The 18,088-nt window shown below is 40.8% G+C and carries 15 protein-coding genes and 1 riboswitch; all 15 genes read left to right on the top strand.

The window, feature by feature from the left end:
• Positions 1-79 precede the first annotated feature (79 nt).
• The 15 genes from KO529_RS01105 to KO529_RS01035 all read left to right on the top strand — a co-directional run bounded on the left by KO529_RS01105 (position 80) and on the right by KO529_RS01035 (position 18,036).
• Positions 80-1,249: a trans-sulfuration enzyme family protein gene (locus KO529_RS01105; protein ID WP_215946083.1), complete on the top strand. Its 1,170-nt coding sequence runs from the start codon at positions 80-82 to the stop codon at positions 1,247-1,249.
• A 95-nt stretch (positions 1,250-1,344) separates the two neighbouring features.
• On the top strand, positions 1,345-1,755 hold the full coding sequence (locus KO529_RS01100) for an RrF2 family transcriptional regulator (protein WP_215946082.1): 411 nt from the start codon (positions 1,345-1,347) through the stop codon (positions 1,753-1,755).
• A 218-nt stretch (positions 1,756-1,973) separates the two neighbouring features.
• Positions 1,974-2,243, top strand: coding sequence for a DUF2061 domain-containing protein (locus KO529_RS01095; protein ID WP_215946081.1), 270 nt, complete (start codon positions 1,974-1,976; stop codon positions 2,241-2,243).
• A 37-nt stretch (positions 2,244-2,280) separates the two neighbouring features.
• Positions 2,281-2,904, top strand: a complete 624-nt coding sequence (locus tag KO529_RS01090; RefSeq protein WP_215946080.1) for a phosphoadenosine phosphosulfate reductase domain-containing protein — start codon at positions 2,281-2,283, stop codon at positions 2,902-2,904.
• Positions 2,905-3,026: 122 nt separating this feature from the next.
• Positions 3,027-3,926 (top strand): sulfate adenylyltransferase subunit CysD, encoded by a 900-nt coding sequence (cysD, locus tag KO529_RS01085; RefSeq protein ID WP_436835190.1) that lies wholly within the window; start codon positions 3,027-3,029, stop codon positions 3,924-3,926.
• A gap of 77 nt (positions 3,927-4,003) precedes the next feature.
• Complete coding sequence (locus KO529_RS01080) at positions 4,004-5,251, top strand: sulfate adenylyltransferase subunit 1 (RefSeq protein WP_215946079.1); 1,248 nt, start codon at positions 4,004-4,006, stop codon at positions 5,249-5,251.
• A 113-nt stretch (positions 5,252-5,364) separates the two neighbouring features.
• Positions 5,365-7,455, top strand: coding sequence for a HEPN domain-containing protein (locus tag KO529_RS01075; RefSeq protein ID WP_215946078.1), 2,091 nt, complete (start codon positions 5,365-5,367; stop codon positions 7,453-7,455).
• Between the two features lie 41 nt (positions 7,456-7,496).
• Positions 7,497-8,291, top strand: coding sequence for a uroporphyrinogen-III C-methyltransferase (gene cobA / locus KO529_RS01070; protein ID WP_215946206.1), 795 nt, complete (start codon positions 7,497-7,499; stop codon positions 8,289-8,291).
• 78 nt (positions 8,292-8,369) lie between these two features.
• Positions 8,370-9,434 (top strand): NAD(P)/FAD-dependent oxidoreductase, encoded by a 1,065-nt coding sequence (locus KO529_RS01065; RefSeq protein WP_215946077.1) that lies wholly within the window; start codon positions 8,370-8,372, stop codon positions 9,432-9,434.
• 170 nt (positions 9,435-9,604) lie between these two features.
• A riboswitch (SAM riboswitch) is annotated at positions 9,605-9,758 on the top strand.
• 188 nt (positions 9,759-9,946) lie between these two features.
• Positions 9,947-10,960 carry a homocysteine S-methyltransferase family protein gene (locus KO529_RS01060; RefSeq protein ID WP_215946076.1) on the top strand — a complete coding sequence of 338 codons (1,014 nt, stop codon included), beginning with the start codon at positions 9,947-9,949 and terminating at the stop codon, positions 10,958-10,960.
• Positions 10,957-11,898: a pyridoxal-phosphate dependent enzyme gene (locus KO529_RS01055; RefSeq protein ID WP_215946075.1), complete on the top strand. Its 942-nt coding sequence runs from the start codon at positions 10,957-10,959 to the stop codon at positions 11,896-11,898. Before KO529_RS01060 ends, KO529_RS01055 begins: the two co-directional genes overlap by 4 nt.
• Before the next feature lie 44 nt (positions 11,899-11,942).
• On the top strand, positions 11,943-14,657 hold the full coding sequence (metH, locus tag KO529_RS01050; RefSeq protein ID WP_215946074.1) for a methionine synthase: 2,715 nt from the start codon (positions 11,943-11,945) through the stop codon (positions 14,655-14,657).
• 324 nt (positions 14,658-14,981) lie between these two features.
• The gene (metF, locus tag KO529_RS01045; protein ID WP_215946073.1) at positions 14,982-15,935 is read left to right on the top strand and encodes a methylenetetrahydrofolate reductase [NAD(P)H]; all 954 of its coding nucleotides are present in this window, start codon (positions 14,982-14,984) and stop codon (positions 15,933-15,935) included.
• A gap of 140 nt (positions 15,936-16,075) precedes the next feature.
• On the top strand, positions 16,076-17,173 hold the full coding sequence (locus KO529_RS01040; RefSeq protein ID WP_215946072.1) for an acyloxyacyl hydrolase: 1,098 nt from the start codon (positions 16,076-16,078) through the stop codon (positions 17,171-17,173).
• 53 nt (positions 17,174-17,226) lie between these two features.
• On the top strand, positions 17,227-18,036 hold the full coding sequence (locus tag KO529_RS01035; protein WP_252734272.1) for a head GIN domain-containing protein: 810 nt from the start codon (positions 17,227-17,229) through the stop codon (positions 18,034-18,036).
• Positions 18,037-18,088: the final 52 nt, after the last annotated feature.

Here is an 18,088-nt window from a genome sequence, read left to right as displayed (position 1 = left end):
GTCGGCAGAGAGGTGAATCCCATATCGGAATTATGCATATTAGGAAGAGAAAGTAGAAGAATTAGATAGAACAGAAATAATGAAGAAGAATTTTAAATTTGAAACGGAAGCTATACGCACCCAAACGGAACGTACCCAATTTTTGGAACATTCCACACCTATGTATTTAACCTCAAGTTTTATCTTTGAGGATGCTGAGGACATGCGTGCTTCCTTTGCAGAGGAAAAGGAACGCAATATTTATTCGAGGTATAGCAACCCCAATTCTTCCGAGTTTATAGAGAAGGTTTGTAAGATGGAAGGGGCCGAGGATGGTTTTGCCTTTGCATCGGGTATGGCGGCCGTGTTTTCCACTTTTGCTGCCCTGTTGGACAGTGGGGATCACATAATTTCTTCTAGAAGTATATTTGGGTCTACCCATAGTTTGTTTACTCAGTTTTTTCCAAAATGGAATGTTTCAACAAGCTATTTTAAGATAGATGAGCTGGATAAATTGGAGGAATTGCTCACTCCAAAAACTAAAATTATATATGCTGAAACTCCTACCAATCCTGGAGTAGATGTTTTGGATCTGGAGGTATTGGGCCAATTTGCGAAAAAACACAATTTGATCTATATCATAGATAATTGTTTTGCTTCGCCCTATTTACAGCAACCTATTAAGTATGGGGCCGATTTGGTAATCCATTCCGGAACTAAATTAATGGACGGTCAAGGTAGGGTGTTGGCAGGTATTACGGTGGGCAGCAAAGCTTTGATAGATAAGGTGTATCGTTTTTCCCGAATTACGGGTCCTTCTTTGTCACCTTTTAATGCTTGGGTACTGTCCAAAAGTCTGGAAACTTTGGCGCTGCGTGTAGATAAACACTGTGATAATGCACTGAAGCTGGCTGAGTTCTTGGAAGGTCACCCCAAGGTTAATTGGGTAAAATATCCCTTTTTAAAATCGCATCCTAAATATGAGGTGGCCAAGAAACAGATGAAGGCTGGGGGCTGCGTGGTAGCTTTTGAAGTAAAGGGAGGGGTAGAGGCCGGACAAAAATTCTTCAACGCTATAAAAATGTTGTCCTTGTCTGCCAATTTAGGGGATTCAAGAAGTATAGTCACACACCCAGCATCTACCACGCACAGCAAATTGTCCGTGGAAGAAAGATCGGCATCAGGAATAACGGATGGTATGGTAAGGGTGTCGGTAGGCTTGGAGCATATAGATGATATCATCGCAGATATTGAACAAGCACTGGGGTAGAAGGAAACATTGCCAGCTTGCCTTGTTGTTGAACCTCTTTATGCAAAATTGGGGCATGCCTAATTGCGAATGTTAATTTTCCTTATCTTCGCTGCATGCTTTCCAAAAAGACAAAATACGGATTAAAGGCACTAACCTTCTTGGCTGCTCAAAAGGGACGCACTCCCGTTCAGATTTCTGAAATAGCCAAGCATGAGAACATTTCCCAAAAGTTTCTGGAGAGTATTCTTCTCACTTTGAGAAAAACAGGACTTCTGGGTTCCAAAAAAGGAAAAGGTGGGGGTTATTACCTTATTAAGGAACCCAAGGATATTCCGATGACCACTGTTATGAGGGTGTTGGAAGGTCCTATAGCTATGGTGCCCTGTGTAAGTTTAAACTTCTACGAGAAATGTGAGGATTGTCCCGACGAGGCCAGCTGTTCCGTACATAAATTAATGCTACAGGTTAGGGACAGTACCCTGGAGGTATTTAAGAACAATACGCTTGCCGACCTGGTACCATAAGGTTACAAAGGTATTTTTTAGCTGGGGCGTTAGTTTATGCATATATTTCGACGGAAGTATTAATTATCGTCAAAATCCAAGCAAAATTTTATTAATCTACTAAATTTATAGGGTAAGTTGAATTTTAACTATTTTTTTTTATTGTGGTTTGTAAAATATTTCTATTTTTGCTTACTCTATTAAATCAGTAGGGTAATAAATTTAAGTTTTTTTGTCATATGATTGCTGAACAATTAATTGCAAATAATAATTCAAGTACTGTAACTAAAAGCTATAAGGCAGATAAGTCTTCCGAAAATCCTAAAAGGAGTATTGCTAAATCTATTAGTTGGAGAATTATTGGAACCTTGGACACTATTCTTATTTCTTGGATCGTAACCGGGACATTGTCAGTGGCATTTTCAATAGGGGTAGTAGAGTTGTTTACCAAGATGTTGTTGTATTTTTTTCATGAAAGAATCTGGAACAAGATTAGTTGGGGAAAGTAAAACGGTAAAATTCAAAGTAATTTAAGAATTGAGGACAATGGCATACACAGAGGAACAAATAAATAAATTAAACCAACAATTTAAAGGTATACCACCTGAGGAAATAATTTCCTGGGCAATACAGTCTGCCGAGAAACCTTTGGTAACCACAAATTTCCGTCCATATGAAGTAGCCATTTTGCATGCGGTGACGGATGTTTCTCCACATATTCCTGTTGTTTGGTGCGATACGGGTTATAATACGCCCAATACCTACAAGCATGCCGAAGAGCTAATTGCTAGATTACATTTAAATGTAAAATTATATGTTCCCAAGCAAACTTCCTCACATAGGGATGCTATCATGGGAATTCCAGGTATAGATGATCCCAAGCATCAACTTTTTACGGAGCAGGTGAAATTGGAACCGTTTAGAAGGGCGATGGAGGAGCATAAGCCAGATGTATGGTTTACGAATCTTAGGCAAGGACAGACTGCTTTAAGGGATTCGTTGGATATTTTAAGTTTAAGCAAGGACGGGGTTTTGAAGGTGAGTCCATTTTATCATTATAACGATAGTCAATTGGATGCTTACCTCAAGGATAGGAATTTGCCCAATGAGCATAAATACTTTGACCCCACCAAGGTTTTGGAAAACCGGGAATGTGGGCTTCATACCTAAGAAAAGAATATTAACAATTGGCGAATTATTCCAATAGGGGAAAGCCAATTAAATACAGAATTATTGTGAGCATTGTAGAATCAGAATTGGAAACACTAGTAGACGTGAGCGGATCGAATGAATTGGAAGTATTGAACAATAATGCTTTGGAGAACGAAGCAATTTATATTTTAAGGGAAGTTGCGGCACAGTTTGAAAAGCCGGTGTTGCTTTTTTCGGGAGGTAAGGATTCCATTACCTTGGTAAGATTGGCGCAAAAAGCCTTTTTCCCGGCTAAAATACCGTTCCCTTTAATGCATATTGATACTGGGCATAATTTCCCGGAAACCATCGCCTTTAGGGATAAGTTGGTAAAGGAATTGGGAGTGGAGTTAATAGTTCGTAATGTTCAGGATTCTATAGATCAGGGGAAAGTGGTAGAGGAAACTGGTAAATATTCCAGTAGGAATATGTTGCAGACCACTACTTTATTGGATGCCATTGAGGAATTTAAGTTCGATGCCTGTATAGGTGGAGCTAGAAGGGATGAAGAAAAGGCACGTGCCAAAGAACGTATCTTCTCCGTTCGTGATGATTTTGGTCAATGGGATGAGAAAAACCAACGCCCAGAGTTGTTCGATATGTTGAATGGTCAGATAGAATTGGGTCAGAACGTAAGGGTATTTCCAATAAGTAACTGGACAGAATTGGATGTTTGGAGCTATATCCAAAAAGAGAACATAGAAATACCTTCTATCTATTTTGCGCATAAGAGAAAGATTTTCCTAAGGGACGGATTTATATGGTCGGCAGAAGATGATGTTGTTTTCCGTGCAGAGGATGAGAAAGTGGAAGAGCGTATGGTTCGTTTTAGAACTGTTGGGGATATGAGTTGTACTTCAGCGGTATTGTCCCACGCAGATACCATAGAAAAGGTAGTGGGTGAAATTAGGGAATCCAAGATTTCGGAAAGGGGAGCTAGAATAGATGATAAGCGCTCCGAAGCCGCAATGGAGAAAAGAAAACAACAAGGATACTTTTAAAGTCGGCATTTGAAGTGAGTTGGCACTTGTTAAAATTGTCAGCGGAATCTCAATGTCAAATACAAAACACAAAAGAAATGGAAGTACTAAAAATAGCAACAGCAGGAAGTGTAGATGACGGTAAAAGTACCTTGATCGGAAGATTGCTTTATGATACCAAATCCCTGACAGACGATAAGTTGGAAGCCATTGAAAAGACTAGTAAGCAAAAAGGATATGATTATCTGGATTTCTCTTTGGCTACAGATGGTTTAGTGGCGGAAAGGGAACAGGGAATTACTATAGATGTGGCACATATCTATTACTCTACACCCAATAAAAGTTATATCATTGCGGATACCCCTGGTCACGTGGAATATACCCGTAACATGGTTACCGGTGCTTCTACTTCCCAAGCGGCCATTATTTTGATCGACGCTAGAAAAGGAGTGATAGAGCAGACCAACAGGCACTTTTTTATCAATAACTTATTGAGGATAAAAGATGTTATTGTTGCCATAAATAAAATGGACCTGGTAGACTACTCAGAGGAAAGATACAATGAAATCAAAGCAGATTTTGAGGAACTGATGAGTAAGCGCGATTACCAAGACCAGAAAATAACCTTTATTCCCGTAAGTGCACTTAAGGGTGACAACGTGGTAAACAGGTCTGAGAAAATGGCATGGTACAAAGGACAAACTCTATTGGAGCATTTTGAGGAATTGGATAGAAAGGATATCTTTAATGTAGGTACCCCAAGATTTCCGGTGCAATATGTGATACGTCCCAAAACGGAGGAGTATCATGATTTTAGAGGATTTGCCGGAAAAGTATATGGAGGTGAGCTGAGTGTTGGTGATGAAGTAGTGGTCTTGCCATCTATGACCAAATCAAAAATCAAGGAAATTTATTTTTACGACAAAAAATATAAAACAGCTACAAGACGTTCTTCCGTAACCATTACCTTGGAAGATGAAATAAATGTAAGTAGGGGGGATATGTTGGTCAAGGCAGGTGATTTACCTACAATAGACAAGCAATTTACAGCTACGGTTTCATGGATGGATTCCCAGAATTTAACGGTGGGAAGCAAATATGTGGTGCAGCACGGAGTAAACAAGGTTTTGGCGAAGGTTGAAAACATTCATCATAAGATTAATCCTGATTACTCAGGTATAGATACCTCTATCAATGCCTTGGGGATGAACGATATAGCACAGGTTACTTTTAGATTGAACAAGCCAATTTTTTATGATTCCTTCAAGAATCACAGAACCAATGGCTCTTTTATCCTAATAGATAATCAATCCAATACAACAGCTGGGGTCGGGTTTATAAATTAAACCCTGCTTCCGTACCTTAGGGTATGGCGTTGTTGTCAATTTAACCTATTATTCCTATGGGATAAAGGTTTTTTAAAAATTAATAATTAATTCGAATAAAAAATATAAGTAGCATGCGGACTTTCAGAACAGAAGTGGAAAACCCGGTTGTAGAACAGGATATCATAGCATTGGAAGCTAAGATCCGTGAATTTCAAGGCGGTAGTTTGGATGAGGAGAAATTCCGTAGTCTAAGATTGGCTAGGGGAATTTACGGTCAAAGGCAACCTGGTGTCCAAATGATTCGTATAAAATTACCTTACGGGAAAGTAAGCTCTCAGCAGTTAAGAAGGATATGTGACGTTTCCGAAGAATACTCTACGGGCAGACTTCATATAACTACGCGTCAGGATATCCAGATCCATTATGTGGATATTAACCGCACACCCGAATTATGGGCCCAGTTGGAACAGGATGATATTACGATCAGGGAAGCCTGTGGAAATACGGTGAGAAACGTTACCGCTAGTGAAACTGCCGGCATAGACGTAAACGAACCATTCGATGTTTCCCCATATGCACATGCACTTTTCCAATATTTTTTAAGAAACCCCATCAGTCAGGAAATGGGAAGGAAGTTTAAAGTTTCCTTTTCTGCCTCGGATGAGGATACCGGTCTTTCTTACATGCACGACCTTGGCTTTATTGCCAAGATAGAGAATGGAGTAAGAGGCTTTAAGGTGCTTTTAGGTGGAGGATTGGGCTCACAGCCCCGCCATGCAGATGAAATATATTCTTTTCTGCCTACCGACAAGATTATTCCTTTAATGGAAGGAGTAGTCCGTGTTTTCGACCGATTTGGAGAAAGAAAAAGTAGGGCAAAGGCAAGAATGAAATTCTTGTTGAAGGATATTGGTTTGGACGGATTTAAGCAATTGCTGGAAGAGGAGCAATTGGCAATACCTGTTCAAACTTACGAAATAGATGCGGATGCCTATCCAAGTGTGAATATTGCAGAGAATATTGCTCCTGAAGTAACCATTAAAGACCAGAAAGCCTTTGATAAATGGAAGGCTACCAACTTGGTTCCTCAAAAACAACAGGGATATGTTGCTATTGGGGTAAAGGTTTTATTGGGTGATTTTTATATAGAAAAAGCCAGACAATTGGCAGATCTAGTAGAAAAATATGCTGCAGGTGAAATTAGATTGAGTCTGCGTCAGAATATCTTGATTCCTTATGTTAAGGAATCGCTGGTACCTTTTTTCTATCAAGAATTGGAAAAATTAGGCTTCGCAGAGATTGGATACAATACTGCCTTGGATATTACAGCTTGTCCAGGAACCGATACCTGTAATTTGGGAATTGCCAGTAGTACTGGGATAGCGGATGAATTGGAAAGGGTAATTAAGGCGGAATACCCCCATTATATCAATAATCCGGACGTGGTTATTAAGATTAGTGGATGTATGAATGCCTGTGGCCAGCACAATATGGCCAATATTGGTTTCCAGGGTATGTCTGTTAGAACAAAGAATAAATTGGTGGCCCCAGCACTTCAAGTGCTTTTGGGAGGTGGTAATTTAGGAAATGGAAACGGCCGATTTGCAGATAAGGTAATTAAGATACCTAGTAAGAGGGGACCAGAATCTTTAAGACTTATTTTAAATGATTACGATGCCAACGGAAATGGTAAACCCTTTGTAGATTATTATGAGGAAAAAGGGCAAATGTATTTTTATGATTTTCTAAAGCCATTGTCCGATGTGGATAACCTAACGGCATCCGATTTTATCGATTGGGGTAACTCGGAAAAATATGAACAAGCCATTGGTGTAGGAGAATGTGCCGGGGTAGTAATAGATTTGATAGCCACCTTGTTGTTTGACAGTGAGGAAAAGATAGAGACTGCAAAATTGAATTTGGAAGAGGAAAAATGGGCAGCCAGTATCTATCATTCCTATTCATCAATGGTAAATACGGCCAAGGCTTTATTGACTGCCGAAAATACCAAGGTAAATACCCATATCAGCATTATTAAGGATTTTGATGAGTTGTTTGTGGCCTCAGGGAAATTTAAATTGGAGCAAGGTTTTGAGAAAATGGTCCTTCAATTAAATCAGAATGCACCAACAGAAGCCTTTGCAAAAGCGTATTTAAAAGATGCCGAGGAATTTTTGGGCAATGTGGAAGCTTATAGGAAATTAGAATTGACAAACGCTTAGTAATGATCGGGAAGGAAGATAATATTCACGTTAATACCACGATGGTGGACCTTGATTTAAATGGGGATGCCAATAAGCTTGGACAGTTGACCGTAGTGGGAGCTGGACCTGGCGATGTGGAGCTCATAACGTTAAAGGCCATAAAAGCCTTGCAGGCGGCAGACGTGGTATTGTACGATGCCCTGGTGGATGTAGCCTTGTTGGATTATGCTCCAAATGCCGAACATATATTTGTTGGCAAAAGAAAAGGATGCTATGCCTACCAGCAGGAACAGATAAACGATCTTATTGTAAGTAGGGCCAAAACCCACGGGCACGTAGTAAGATTAAAAGGAGGTGATCCCTTTGTTTTTGGTAGAGGGGCGGAAGAAATGGAATATGCGGCCAGTAAAGGTCTAAAAGTGGCCATGGTACCGGGAATTTCATCCTCGATGGCCGTACCGGCTTCCCAAAATATACCTGTTACCAAAAGAGGTGCAGCTGAAAGTTTTTGGGTAATTACTGGTACCACCAAGAATCATAAATTATCTACTGATGTAGCTTTAGCTGCCAAGTCCAATGCCACCATAGTCATTTTGATGGGGATGGGAAAACTGGCGGAAATCGTTGAGTTGTTTAAACTGGAAGGTAAAGCGGATATGCCCATTGCGATTATTCAAAACGGTACTCGCGAAGATGAAAAGTTGGGTATTGGTACAATAGATACCATAGAGCAAATAGTGGTCGAGTGTCAATTAAGCAACCCAGCAATTATAGTGGTAGGAGAAGTTGTAAAGCACAGATCGGCGGTATTGGATTATGCACAAACATTACAAGTACACTCAGAGGAGTTATAAATAATAAAGAAAAGTACCTATCTAAAATAGTTCAGGATTTAAGGGTGCAATTATAAATTAGGAATTAATCAAAGTAGTATGATAAAGACAGATATACTTATTATTGGAGCGGGTCCAACAGGGTTGTTCACGGTTTTTGAAGCGGGATTGTTGAAATTGAAGACGCATCTTATAGATGCTTTGCCTCAACCTGGGGGCCAATGTTCGGAAATTTATCCTAAGAAGCCAATTTATGATATTCCTGCATTCCCTGAAATTCTTGCTGGAGATTTGGTTAAGAATCTGATGCAGCAGATTCAACCTTTCGAACCTGGGTTTACCTTAGGGGAGAGAGCGGAAACTTTGGATAAATTGGATGATGGATCCTTTGTGGTAACCACAAATAAAGGGACAAAACATCATGCTCCGGTGGTAGTTATTGCAGGGGGATTGGGATCTTTTGAACCTAGAAAACCTTTGATTCCCAATTTGATGGATTTTGAGGATAAGGGCGTAGCTTATATTATTAAAGATCCTGAAGTATACAGGGATAAGAAAGTGGTTATTTCTGGTGGTGGTGATTCTGCCTTGGACTGGGCAATATTCCTGTCCGATGTTGCTGCTGAGGTATCTTTGGTGCACAGAAGAAATGAGTTTAGGGGAGCCTTGGATTCAGTGGAAAAAGCTGCTGATTTGGCCAAGCTGGGTAAAATTAAATTATTTACCGAAGCTGAGGTGGTCAGACTGTACGGAGACGATAATTTGGAAGCTGTTGTAGTAAAACATAACGATGAGGCCAAAGGTGAAACCTATGTGGAAGCGGATAATTTTATTCCTTTGTTCGGACTTTCCCCAAAATTAGGACCAATTGGCGATTGGGGACTTGAAATAGAGAAAAATGCCATTAAAGTAAATAACGCCTACGATTATCAGACCAATATTCCTGGGGTATATGCTATTGGGGATGTAAACACCTATCCTGGAAAGCTTAAATTAATATTGTCCGGCTTCCATGAAGCAGCCGTTATGTGTCAGAGTGCTTACCAGTTGATCAATCCTGGAAAGCGTTATGTAATGAAATATACCACTGTAGGTGGGGTGGAAGGATTTGACGGTAGTAAGAAGGAAGCTAAAAAAGAAGTAGTTCAAAGTATTTTGGCTTAATAACCATTTTAGACCAATCTTTTAGCCTGCCAGGTCTTAAAATCTGGCAGGTTTCGTTTTTACATAATATTCCGGTATTTCAATTTTTGGAATATTAAAATAAAGTAGTGTTTCCTTGCTTTTAAGGGCACTGATGCGTTACTTTGCATCTAGTTCATTATCAATTTGAAACGTTATCAAGAAAGGCGGAGGGACTAGACCCGGTGAAGCCTTAGCAACCCTTTTTCATTGTCGGTAACTATCGGTAAGAATAAAGAAGGTGCTACGTTCTAATCCTATATTTTATTCTATTTAATTAGAATTTCACTTGGGAATAGATAACATAAAGAAAGACGCAGGTCCGAAACTTTTCCTTACTTGATTTTATTTATTTTTTTGATACCGATAACTGGATTGTTATCCTTTGTTTTTCGGGTGTCAATTTTTTAATTTTGTGGTCCCAAATAGTTTGGGGCCTTATGTGATGGTATCTTTGTTTGGTCTAAGGCGAGCAAACATTTTTGAAAAGTAATATGAAGAAGATTCAAGACGTACTAAAGGAAAGGATTTTGGTGTTGGATGGTGCCATGGGGACCATGCTTCAACGACATAAGTTTACGGAGGAAGATTTTAGAGGAGAACGATTTAAGGATTGGGAACACCCCTTACAGGGAAATAATGACCTGTTGTCCCTTACCCAGCCGGAAGCTATAGCGGAGGTACACCGATTGTATTTTGCCGCAGGAGCCGATATTGTTGAAACCAATACATTTTCCAGTACTACCATAGCTATGGCCGACTATCATATGGAAGATTTGGTCTACGAATTAAATTATGAGTCGGCTAAAATAGCCAAGGCTGTCGCCGATGAATTTACTGCCAAAGAACCAAATAAGCCGCGTTTTGTTGCTGGGAGTATTGGTCCTACCAATAAAACGGCCAGTATGTCGCCAGATGTGAACGATCCCGGTTTTAGGGGGGTTTCCTTTGAAGAGCTACGGCTTGCTTACAAGCAACAGGTGGAAGCCCTCTTGGACGGAGGTGTGGATATGTTATTGGTAGAGACTATTTTTGATACCTTAAATGCCAAGGCAGCATTATTTGCCATTGAAGAGGTAAAGGAAGAACGAAATATAGATGTTCCCATTATGGTGAGTGGCACCATAACCGATGCTTCGGGTAGGACCCTTTCCGGCCAAACCGCTGAAGCCTTTTTGATATCCATAAGCCATATACCCATATTGTCCGTAGGGTTCAATTGTGCTTTGGGAGCTAGCCAATTAGTGCCCCATTTGGAGGTGCTCTCCAGTAAAACGGAGCATGCGGTTTCTGCCCACCCTAATGCGGGATTGCCTAATGCTTTTGGGGAATATGACGAAACACCTGAGGAAATGGCTGCACAGATCAAGGAATATGCCGAAAAAGGCTTGGTAAATATAGTTGGCGGATGTTGCGGTACCACTCCCGAACATATAAAGGCAATGGCCGATGTGGTTAAGGATTATTCCCCTAGAATCTTAAATACCTTAGAAGCGCATACACAATGATACCTAGCAGGCAGATTGTTCTTGAGGCGGGAAAAAGGGTAGAACCCTTTGTTCATAGAACACCGGTGCTCACCTCCCGTTTGCTGAATGAATTAGCCGGGGCGGAGGTTTTTTTTAAATGTGAGAACCTCCAAAAAATGGGTGCTTTTAAAATGCGGGGAGCTATCAATGCCATTCAGCAATTGAGTGATTCGCAGAAAAAAGCAGGAGTGGTAACCCATTCCTCAGGAAATTTTGGTCAGGCCTTGGCCTTGGCAGCTAAGAATTTGGGGGTGGATGCCTATATAGTAATGCCATCCAGTGCCCCGGCCGTAAAAATAGACGCGGTGAAAGCTTACGGAGGGTTGGTAACCATAACGGAGCCTACCTTGGAAGCCAGGGAAAAATCGGCAGCAACCATTGTTGTGGAAAAAGGAGCTGTTTTTTTACATCCATCCAATGATCTTAATGTGATTGTGGGGCAAGGTACAGCGGCATTGGAATTATTACAGGACCAGCCCAATTTGGAATATATTATGAGCCCGGTAGGTGGTGGTGGACTTATTGCAGGTACAGCCTTGGCAGCCCATTATTTAGGGGACAATTGCAGGGTTGTAGGTGGTGAGCCCATGGAAGTGGATGATGCCTATAGGGCTTTTAAGAGTGGAAAAATAGAGTACAATATATCAGTAAACACTATTGCCGACGGACTTAAAACTAACTTAGGGGATATAAATTTACCCATTATTATGGAATTGGTGTCTGACATAATCAGAGTGGAGGAGGATGAAATTATCAGTGCCATGAAATTAATTTGGGAGCGGATGAAGTTGGTAATAGAGCCATCCAGTGCAGTACCGTTTGCGGCCTTGTTGAAAGAGAAAGAGAAGTTTAGGAATAAAAAAATAGGAATCATCCTCTCGGGAGGTAATGTAGAACTATCAAATTTGCCATTTTAAGGATGCTGTACAGTGTTTTTAATATTGAGGTCAATACATAAATAATGAGCAATACTACGGATAAGGAACAACATAGTACTAAGCGGTTTTTAAAACTCTCAGGTTTGGAACCTTTGGTGATAACTCCAGAAAGCAATTTTGTAAATGTGGGGGAACGTACCAATGTGGCCGGTTCCAAAAAATTCTTGAGATTGATCAAGGAGGAGAAGTTTGAAGAGGCCCTGGATATAGCTCGTGAACAGGTGGAAGGCGGAGCTCAGATCATTGATGTTAATATGGACGATGGCCTTATTGATGGCAAGGAGGTTATGGTAAAGTTCTTGAACCTTATTGTAGCCGAACCGGATATTGCCCGGGTCCCTATCATGATCGATAGCTCCAAATGGGATATTATTGAGGCAGGTCTACAGGTTGTTCAAGGAAAATGTGTAGTAAATTCTATAAGCCTTAAAGAAGGGGAGAAAGAGTTTATACACCACGCAAAATTAATCAGGCGATACGGTGCTGCCGTCATTGTTATGGCCTTTGATGAAGTAGGGCAGGCCGATAACTACGAAAGGCGATTGGAAATCACCAAACGCTCTTATGATATTTTGGTGAATAAGGTAGGGTTCCCCCCGGAGGATATTATTTTTGATCTTAATATTTTTCCCGTGGCCACGGGAATGGATGAGCATAAGTTAAATGCGCTCGATTTTATAAAGGCTACCGCGTGGGTAAAAGAAAATCTGCCTTTTTGTAGTGTAAGTGGAGGGGTGAGTAATGTGTCCTTTAGTTTTAGGGGGAATAATCCCGTACGGGAGGCAATGCACTCCGTGTTTCTTTATCACGCCATAAAGGCGGGTATGAATATGGGAATTGTAAACCCTAGTATGCTGGAGGTTTATGATGATATTCCAAAGGACCTTTTGGAACATGTAGAGGATGTAATCCTCAACCGAAGGGAAGATGCCACGGAGCGATTATTGGAATTTGCAGAAACCGTAATTGGTAAGGAGAAGGAAAATAAGGTAGACCTTTCTTGGAGGGAAGAACCCTTGCAAAATAGAATTACCCGCGCCTTGGTCAAGGGAATAGATCAATATGTTGTAGAGGATGTTGAAGAGGCCCGTTTAAGTGTGAAAGCCCCAATAGAAGTTATCGAAGGGCATTTGATGACCGGAATGAACGTGGTGGGCGATCTTTTTCAAAGTGGTAAGATGTTCTTGCCCCAAGTGGTAAAATCGGCCAGGGTTATGAAAAAAGCAGTGGCTTATCTCTTGCCGTTTATAGAGGAGGAAAAACTTAAAAATCCCCAGCCGGAAGGAGGCAGCTCGTCTGCCGGTAAAATACTAATGGCGACCGTAAAAGGCGACGTTCACGATATAGGAAAAAATATTGTAAGTGTGGTCCTTGCCTGTAATAACTACGAGATCGTAGATTTGGGAGTAATGGTCCCCCCTGAGAAGATTATTAATGCTGCCAAGGAAGAAAATGTGGATATTATAGGTCTGAGCGGACTTATTACCCCTTCCTTGGATGAAATGGTCTTTTTGGCCAAGGAAATGGAACGGCAAAATTTTACGGTTCCCTTGCTTATCGGTGGTGCTACTACCAGTAAGGCACATACTGCCGTTAAAATAGACCCGCAGTATAAGAGTGCCGTGGTACACGTAAATGATGCTTCCAGGGCAGTTACAGTGGTGGGCGACCTTCTACAAAAGGAATCCTCCAATAGGTATAAGGAAAACATTAAATTGGACTATGCCGACTTTAGACAAAAATTCCTGAATAGGGGCAAACATAAGGAGTATTTAACCCTTGAGGCGGCAAGAAAAAATAAATATCAGTTGGATTGGTCAAAGGCAGAAATTGTAAAGCCAAAGACTTTGGGTATCCAAATGATCGAGGATTTTGACCTCAGGGAATTGGAGCCTTACATAGATTGGTCCCCTTTCTTTAGAAGTTGGGAGCTGCATGGCAAGTATCCGGATATTTTGGAAGACGAGGTAGTGGGCAAACAGGCAACCGAGCTTTTTGCGGATGCCAAGGCAATGATGAAGAAGATTTTGGATGGTAAACTTTTCCAAGCAAAGGCTATTTTCGGACTGTTTCCTGCCAATACCATTAATGATGATGATATAGCCCTTGCCCACAATGGGGAGGAGTTTGTTTTTAGGACTTTAAGGCAACAGGCCAAAAAATATGTGGGGAAACCTAATTTTGCGCTGTCAGACTTTATTGCCCCCAAAGATAGTGGTCTGCAGGATTATATTGGTTGTTTTTGCGTGTCAACAGGCTTTGGTACGGATGAATTGGCAGACGGTTATCGTAAAAATTTGGATGACTATAACAGTATAATGGTCAAGGCACTCGCAGACCGTTTAGCGGAGGCCTTTGCGGAATATTTGCACAAGGAGGTAAGGATCAACCATTGGGGATATGCAGCTAATGAAGGCTTAAGTAATGAAGAGCTGATCAAGGAGTCCTATATAGGAATTAGGCCTGCTCCGGGTTATCCGGCCTGTCCAGACCATTTGGAAAAGTTGACGTTGTGGGAATTAATGGAGGTGAAGGAAAAGATCGGGGTAGAGTTGACAGATAGTTTGGCCATGTGGCCAGCTGCCAGTGTAAGTGGATACTATTTTGGCAATAAGGAAGCGCGTTATTTTGGAGTAGGCAAAATAAAGGAGGACCAAGTGGCCGATTTTGCAGCAAGGAAAGGAATTCCTATGGAGGAGGCAACCCGATGGTTGGCACCTAATATTGCGGATGATTAAGGACAGGGACCTGCAAGGTTTTTTTTAACCTTGTAGGTCTTGCAAAGGCTTGCTGCGGAATATTGAGGATAATTAATTTTGCCAATGGGACCTGCAAGGTTTTTTTTAAACCTTGTAGGCCTTGCAAAGGTCTGAGGCATAATATTGAGGATGATTATTTTTGTCAATGAGACCTACAAAGTTTTGAAAACCTTGCAGGTCTTGGTCTAGGTCCAGGTCGCAAAAAAAATTGAAAATAAGAATTAAGAATAGCCCTTGTATAGGGCAATAAATAATATAATCGCTAATAGGCCTTTTCTTTGGAAGAGGAAAGAGGGAGAAATTATGAAAGTAACGGAACACATAAAAAAAGCGGATGGGAAGACATTGTTTTCCTTCGAGATCATACCACCGGTCAAAGGAAGAAGTATACAGGAATTATATGATAATATTGACCCACTAATGGAGTTTAAGCCACCCTTCATTGATGTTACGACTTCTCGGGAGGAATACGTTTACATAGATAGGGACGGGTTGTTGGATAAAAGATTGACCCGTATGAGACCCGGAACTGTGGGTATCTGCGCCTCTATACAACACAAATACGGGGTAGATACTGTTCCACATGTGCTTTGTGGTGGTTTCACCAAGGAAGAAACCGAATATGTGTTGGTAGATTGTCAATATTTGGGTATCCAAAATGTGATGGCCCTTCGTGGGGATGCAAGGAAAGAGGAACAGTATTTTAATCCTACCAAGGGTGGACATGCTTACGCCTCCGAGCTGGTGAAACAGATCTACGCCTTAAATCACGGAAATTATTTACATGACAAGGTGGAGACGGTACATAGTGCCGATTTTTGTATCGGAGTAGCTGGGTATCCTGAAAAGCATTTGGAAGCACCATCCTTAATTACGGATTTAAAACGTTTACAGGAAAAGGTAGAGGCTGGGGCCGATTATGTAGTTACACAAATGTTTTTTGATAATCAGAAATTTTTCGAGTTTGTGGAAGCTGCGAAGAAAATGGGAATCAACGTACCCATTATTCCAGGGATTAAGCCTATTGCCGTAAAGCGACATTTACAATTATTGCCACAGGTCTTTAAAATAGATCTGCCACAGGACTTGATAGACGCTGTTGAGGATTGTTCCACTAATGCGGATGTGAGACAGGTAGGTATAGAGTGGGCCATTCAGCAATCCAAGGAGCTGAAAGCGGCAGGAGTTCCTGTACTGCACTATTATTCTATGGGAAAATCCGATAATATTGAGGCCATTGCCAAAGAGTTGTTTTAAGGTTTGTTCAAGGTTACAAGCGCTGTGAAACGGATTGGAATAGGTTCTGCATTGAATTAATTTCAGGAGTTCAAGGAAGGTTTTAGTATTGCCAAGTTTTAGAAACGCCTATTTTTAATTTTTCATTACATTTGCTCCCCATGAAACTAAAGCTATTTCTTTTAAGCTGTCTGTCGACAGCTTTTTGCTTTTCACAAAACCGGCAAGAAACCAAGAGATATACCTTGGATGTTAGCCAATACTATGGTTCTGTACTCTTGCACAATCCGGATATTTCACATTTGATCACCAATCATCCCGGTGGTATTATCTTGGGATATAATAGGAAGACTTATGGGGACGAGGAATGGCAGCAACTCTACAATTATCCGGATACTGGTTTTTCGTTCGTTTATCAGAATATGAACAACAGTACTTTGGGAGAGAATTTTGGACTATATGCCCATTATAATTTTTATTTTTTTAGAAGAAACCTTCAATTTAGGTTGGGGCAGGGTATAGCCTATAACACCAATCCCTTTGATAAGAATGAAAATTTCAGGAACAACGCCTATGGCTCCCACTTTTTGAGTTCTACCTATTTAATGTTCAACTATCACAAAGAGAATTTATTTAAGGGCTTAGGGCTTACGGCAGGGATTTCTTTAGTACATTACTCCAATGCCAACGTTACCGCACCCAATACCTCTACCAATACCATGGCTCTAAATGTGGGATTGACCTATGATCTGGATGGTGGCCAGGAACGGGAATATATTAGAACCGAAAAATTAAAGGTTTCAGAGCCTATTAAACTTAATCTCGCCTTTAGGTCAGGTATTAATGAGAGTGATGTGGTGGACTCCGGTCAATATGCTTTTTACATTTTTTCGGCTTATATGGACAAACGCTTTACAAGAAAGAGTGCTCTGCAGTTTGGGGCGGATGTGTATTTTTCTAACTTTTTAAAGGAACTAATTCGTTATCAGTCGGTAGCCTTCCCAGAATATGGGGTGCAAGCTGATGACGATTATAAACGGGTTGGATTGTTTTTGGGCCATGAACTCTTCATCAATAAAATGTCCGTTATTGCCCAGTTGGGCTATTATGTATATTATCCTTTCGATTTTGAAGGCAAGGTTTACAATAGAATTGGCCTAAAACGATATTTTTCGGACAAGGTATACGGCGCTATAACTTTAAAATCCCATGGGGCAAAAGCCGAAGCCGTGGAATTCGGAGTAGGGGTGCGGCTATAGGCTAACACAGGAAGACGGAATTTGGTAACAGTAGGTTATAAAGATTTAATAAGATGAACTATTTCATTTTGATGATAAAATATAGGTGGAGAAACAGTTTTCGAGTTGTTTCAAGGTGGGGTATACTTGTGTTGGTAATGTTCTTGTTATGGAATTGTAACAGTGAAAATGCCCCTGATTGCTTTCAAAATGCCGGGGATATTAGCAGGGAAATTGTGGAAGTGCCTAATTTTACCACAATTACGGTCTATGAGAATGTACAATTGACCCTTAGACAGGGAAGTCCATTAAAGGTAGAAGTGGAAACTGGGGAATATTTACGGAGCGAAGTTGAGGTGAAGGTTGTGGATGACCGATTGTTGTTGCGCGATACCAATGATTGTAATTTTACCCGAAAATACGGACTTACCAAAGTATATGTTACGGCTCCCAATATTACGGAGATAAGAAGTAGCACTGGACTGGATATTTTAAGTGATGGCGTATTGGCTTATCCTAGTTTAAATCTTGTTTCTGAAAGTTTTAATGACCCTGATGCCGGCTATACCAGTGGGGAGTTCAATATGGAATTGGACACCCAAGGTTTAACCATTGTTTCCAATGGAATTTCGTTCTATAATTTAAGGGGCAAAACAACTAATTTTAATATTATTTTTGCTTCAGGGGATTCCCGTTTGGAGGCCGAGGCTTTAATAGCGGAAAACGTTAGTTTTAATCATAGAGGTTCCAATGATATACGTATAAGCCCACAGCAATCGCTAAAGGGGACCTTGCGCGGTACCGGTGATGTGGTAAGTTTTAATAGACCGGCCACAGTAGAGGTGGAGCAATTGTATAAAGGGGAACTTATTTTTATTGACTAGCACCCAAAGTCTACAGTCGCGGTCCAATTTCTATTTCCGATAATTTATAAGC

This window comes from Arenibacter algicola (assembly GCF_018860365.1).
GTDB lineage: Bacteria > Bacteroidota > Bacteroidia > Flavobacteriales > Flavobacteriaceae > Arenibacter > Arenibacter algicola_B.
This window is presented reverse-complemented; position numbering and strand designations above follow the sequence as displayed.

Coding starts and splice junctions, on each gene's coding strand:
- KO529_RS01075 (WP_215946078.1), top strand. CDS start 5,365: ATGCGGACTTTCAGAACAGAAGTGGAAAACCCGGTTGTAGAACAGGAT.
- KO529_RS01040 (WP_215946072.1), top strand. CDS start 16,076: ATGAAACTAAAGCTATTTCTTTTAAGCTGTCTGTCGACAGCTTTTTGC.
- metH (WP_215946074.1), top strand. CDS start 11,943: ATGAGCAATACTACGGATAAGGAACAACATAGTACTAAGCGGTTTTTA.
- KO529_RS01065 (WP_215946077.1), top strand. CDS start 8,370: ATGATAAAGACAGATATACTTATTATTGGAGCGGGTCCAACAGGGTTG.
- KO529_RS01055 (WP_215946075.1), top strand. CDS start 10,957: ATGATACCTAGCAGGCAGATTGTTCTTGAGGCGGGAAAAAGGGTAGAA.
- KO529_RS01080 (WP_215946079.1), top strand. CDS start 4,004: ATGGAAGTACTAAAAATAGCAACAGCAGGAAGTGTAGATGACGGTAAA.
- KO529_RS01100 (WP_215946082.1), top strand. CDS start 1,345: ATGCTTTCCAAAAAGACAAAATACGGATTAAAGGCACTAACCTTCTTG.
- metF (WP_215946073.1), top strand. CDS start 14,982: ATGAAAGTAACGGAACACATAAAAAAAGCGGATGGGAAGACATTGTTT.
- KO529_RS01090 (WP_215946080.1), top strand. CDS start 2,281: ATGGCATACACAGAGGAACAAATAAATAAATTAAACCAACAATTTAAA.
- KO529_RS01035 (WP_252734272.1), top strand. CDS start 17,227: ATGAACTATTTCATTTTGATGATAAAATATAGGTGGAGAAACAGTTTT.
- KO529_RS01105 (WP_215946083.1), top strand. CDS start 80: ATGAAGAAGAATTTTAAATTTGAAACGGAAGCTATACGCACCCAAACG.
- cobA (WP_215946206.1), top strand. CDS start 7,497: ATGGTGGACCTTGATTTAAATGGGGATGCCAATAAGCTTGGACAGTTG.
- KO529_RS01060 (WP_215946076.1), top strand. CDS start 9,947: ATGAAGAAGATTCAAGACGTACTAAAGGAAAGGATTTTGGTGTTGGAT.
- KO529_RS01095 (WP_215946081.1), top strand. CDS start 1,974: ATGATTGCTGAACAATTAATTGCAAATAATAATTCAAGTACTGTAACT.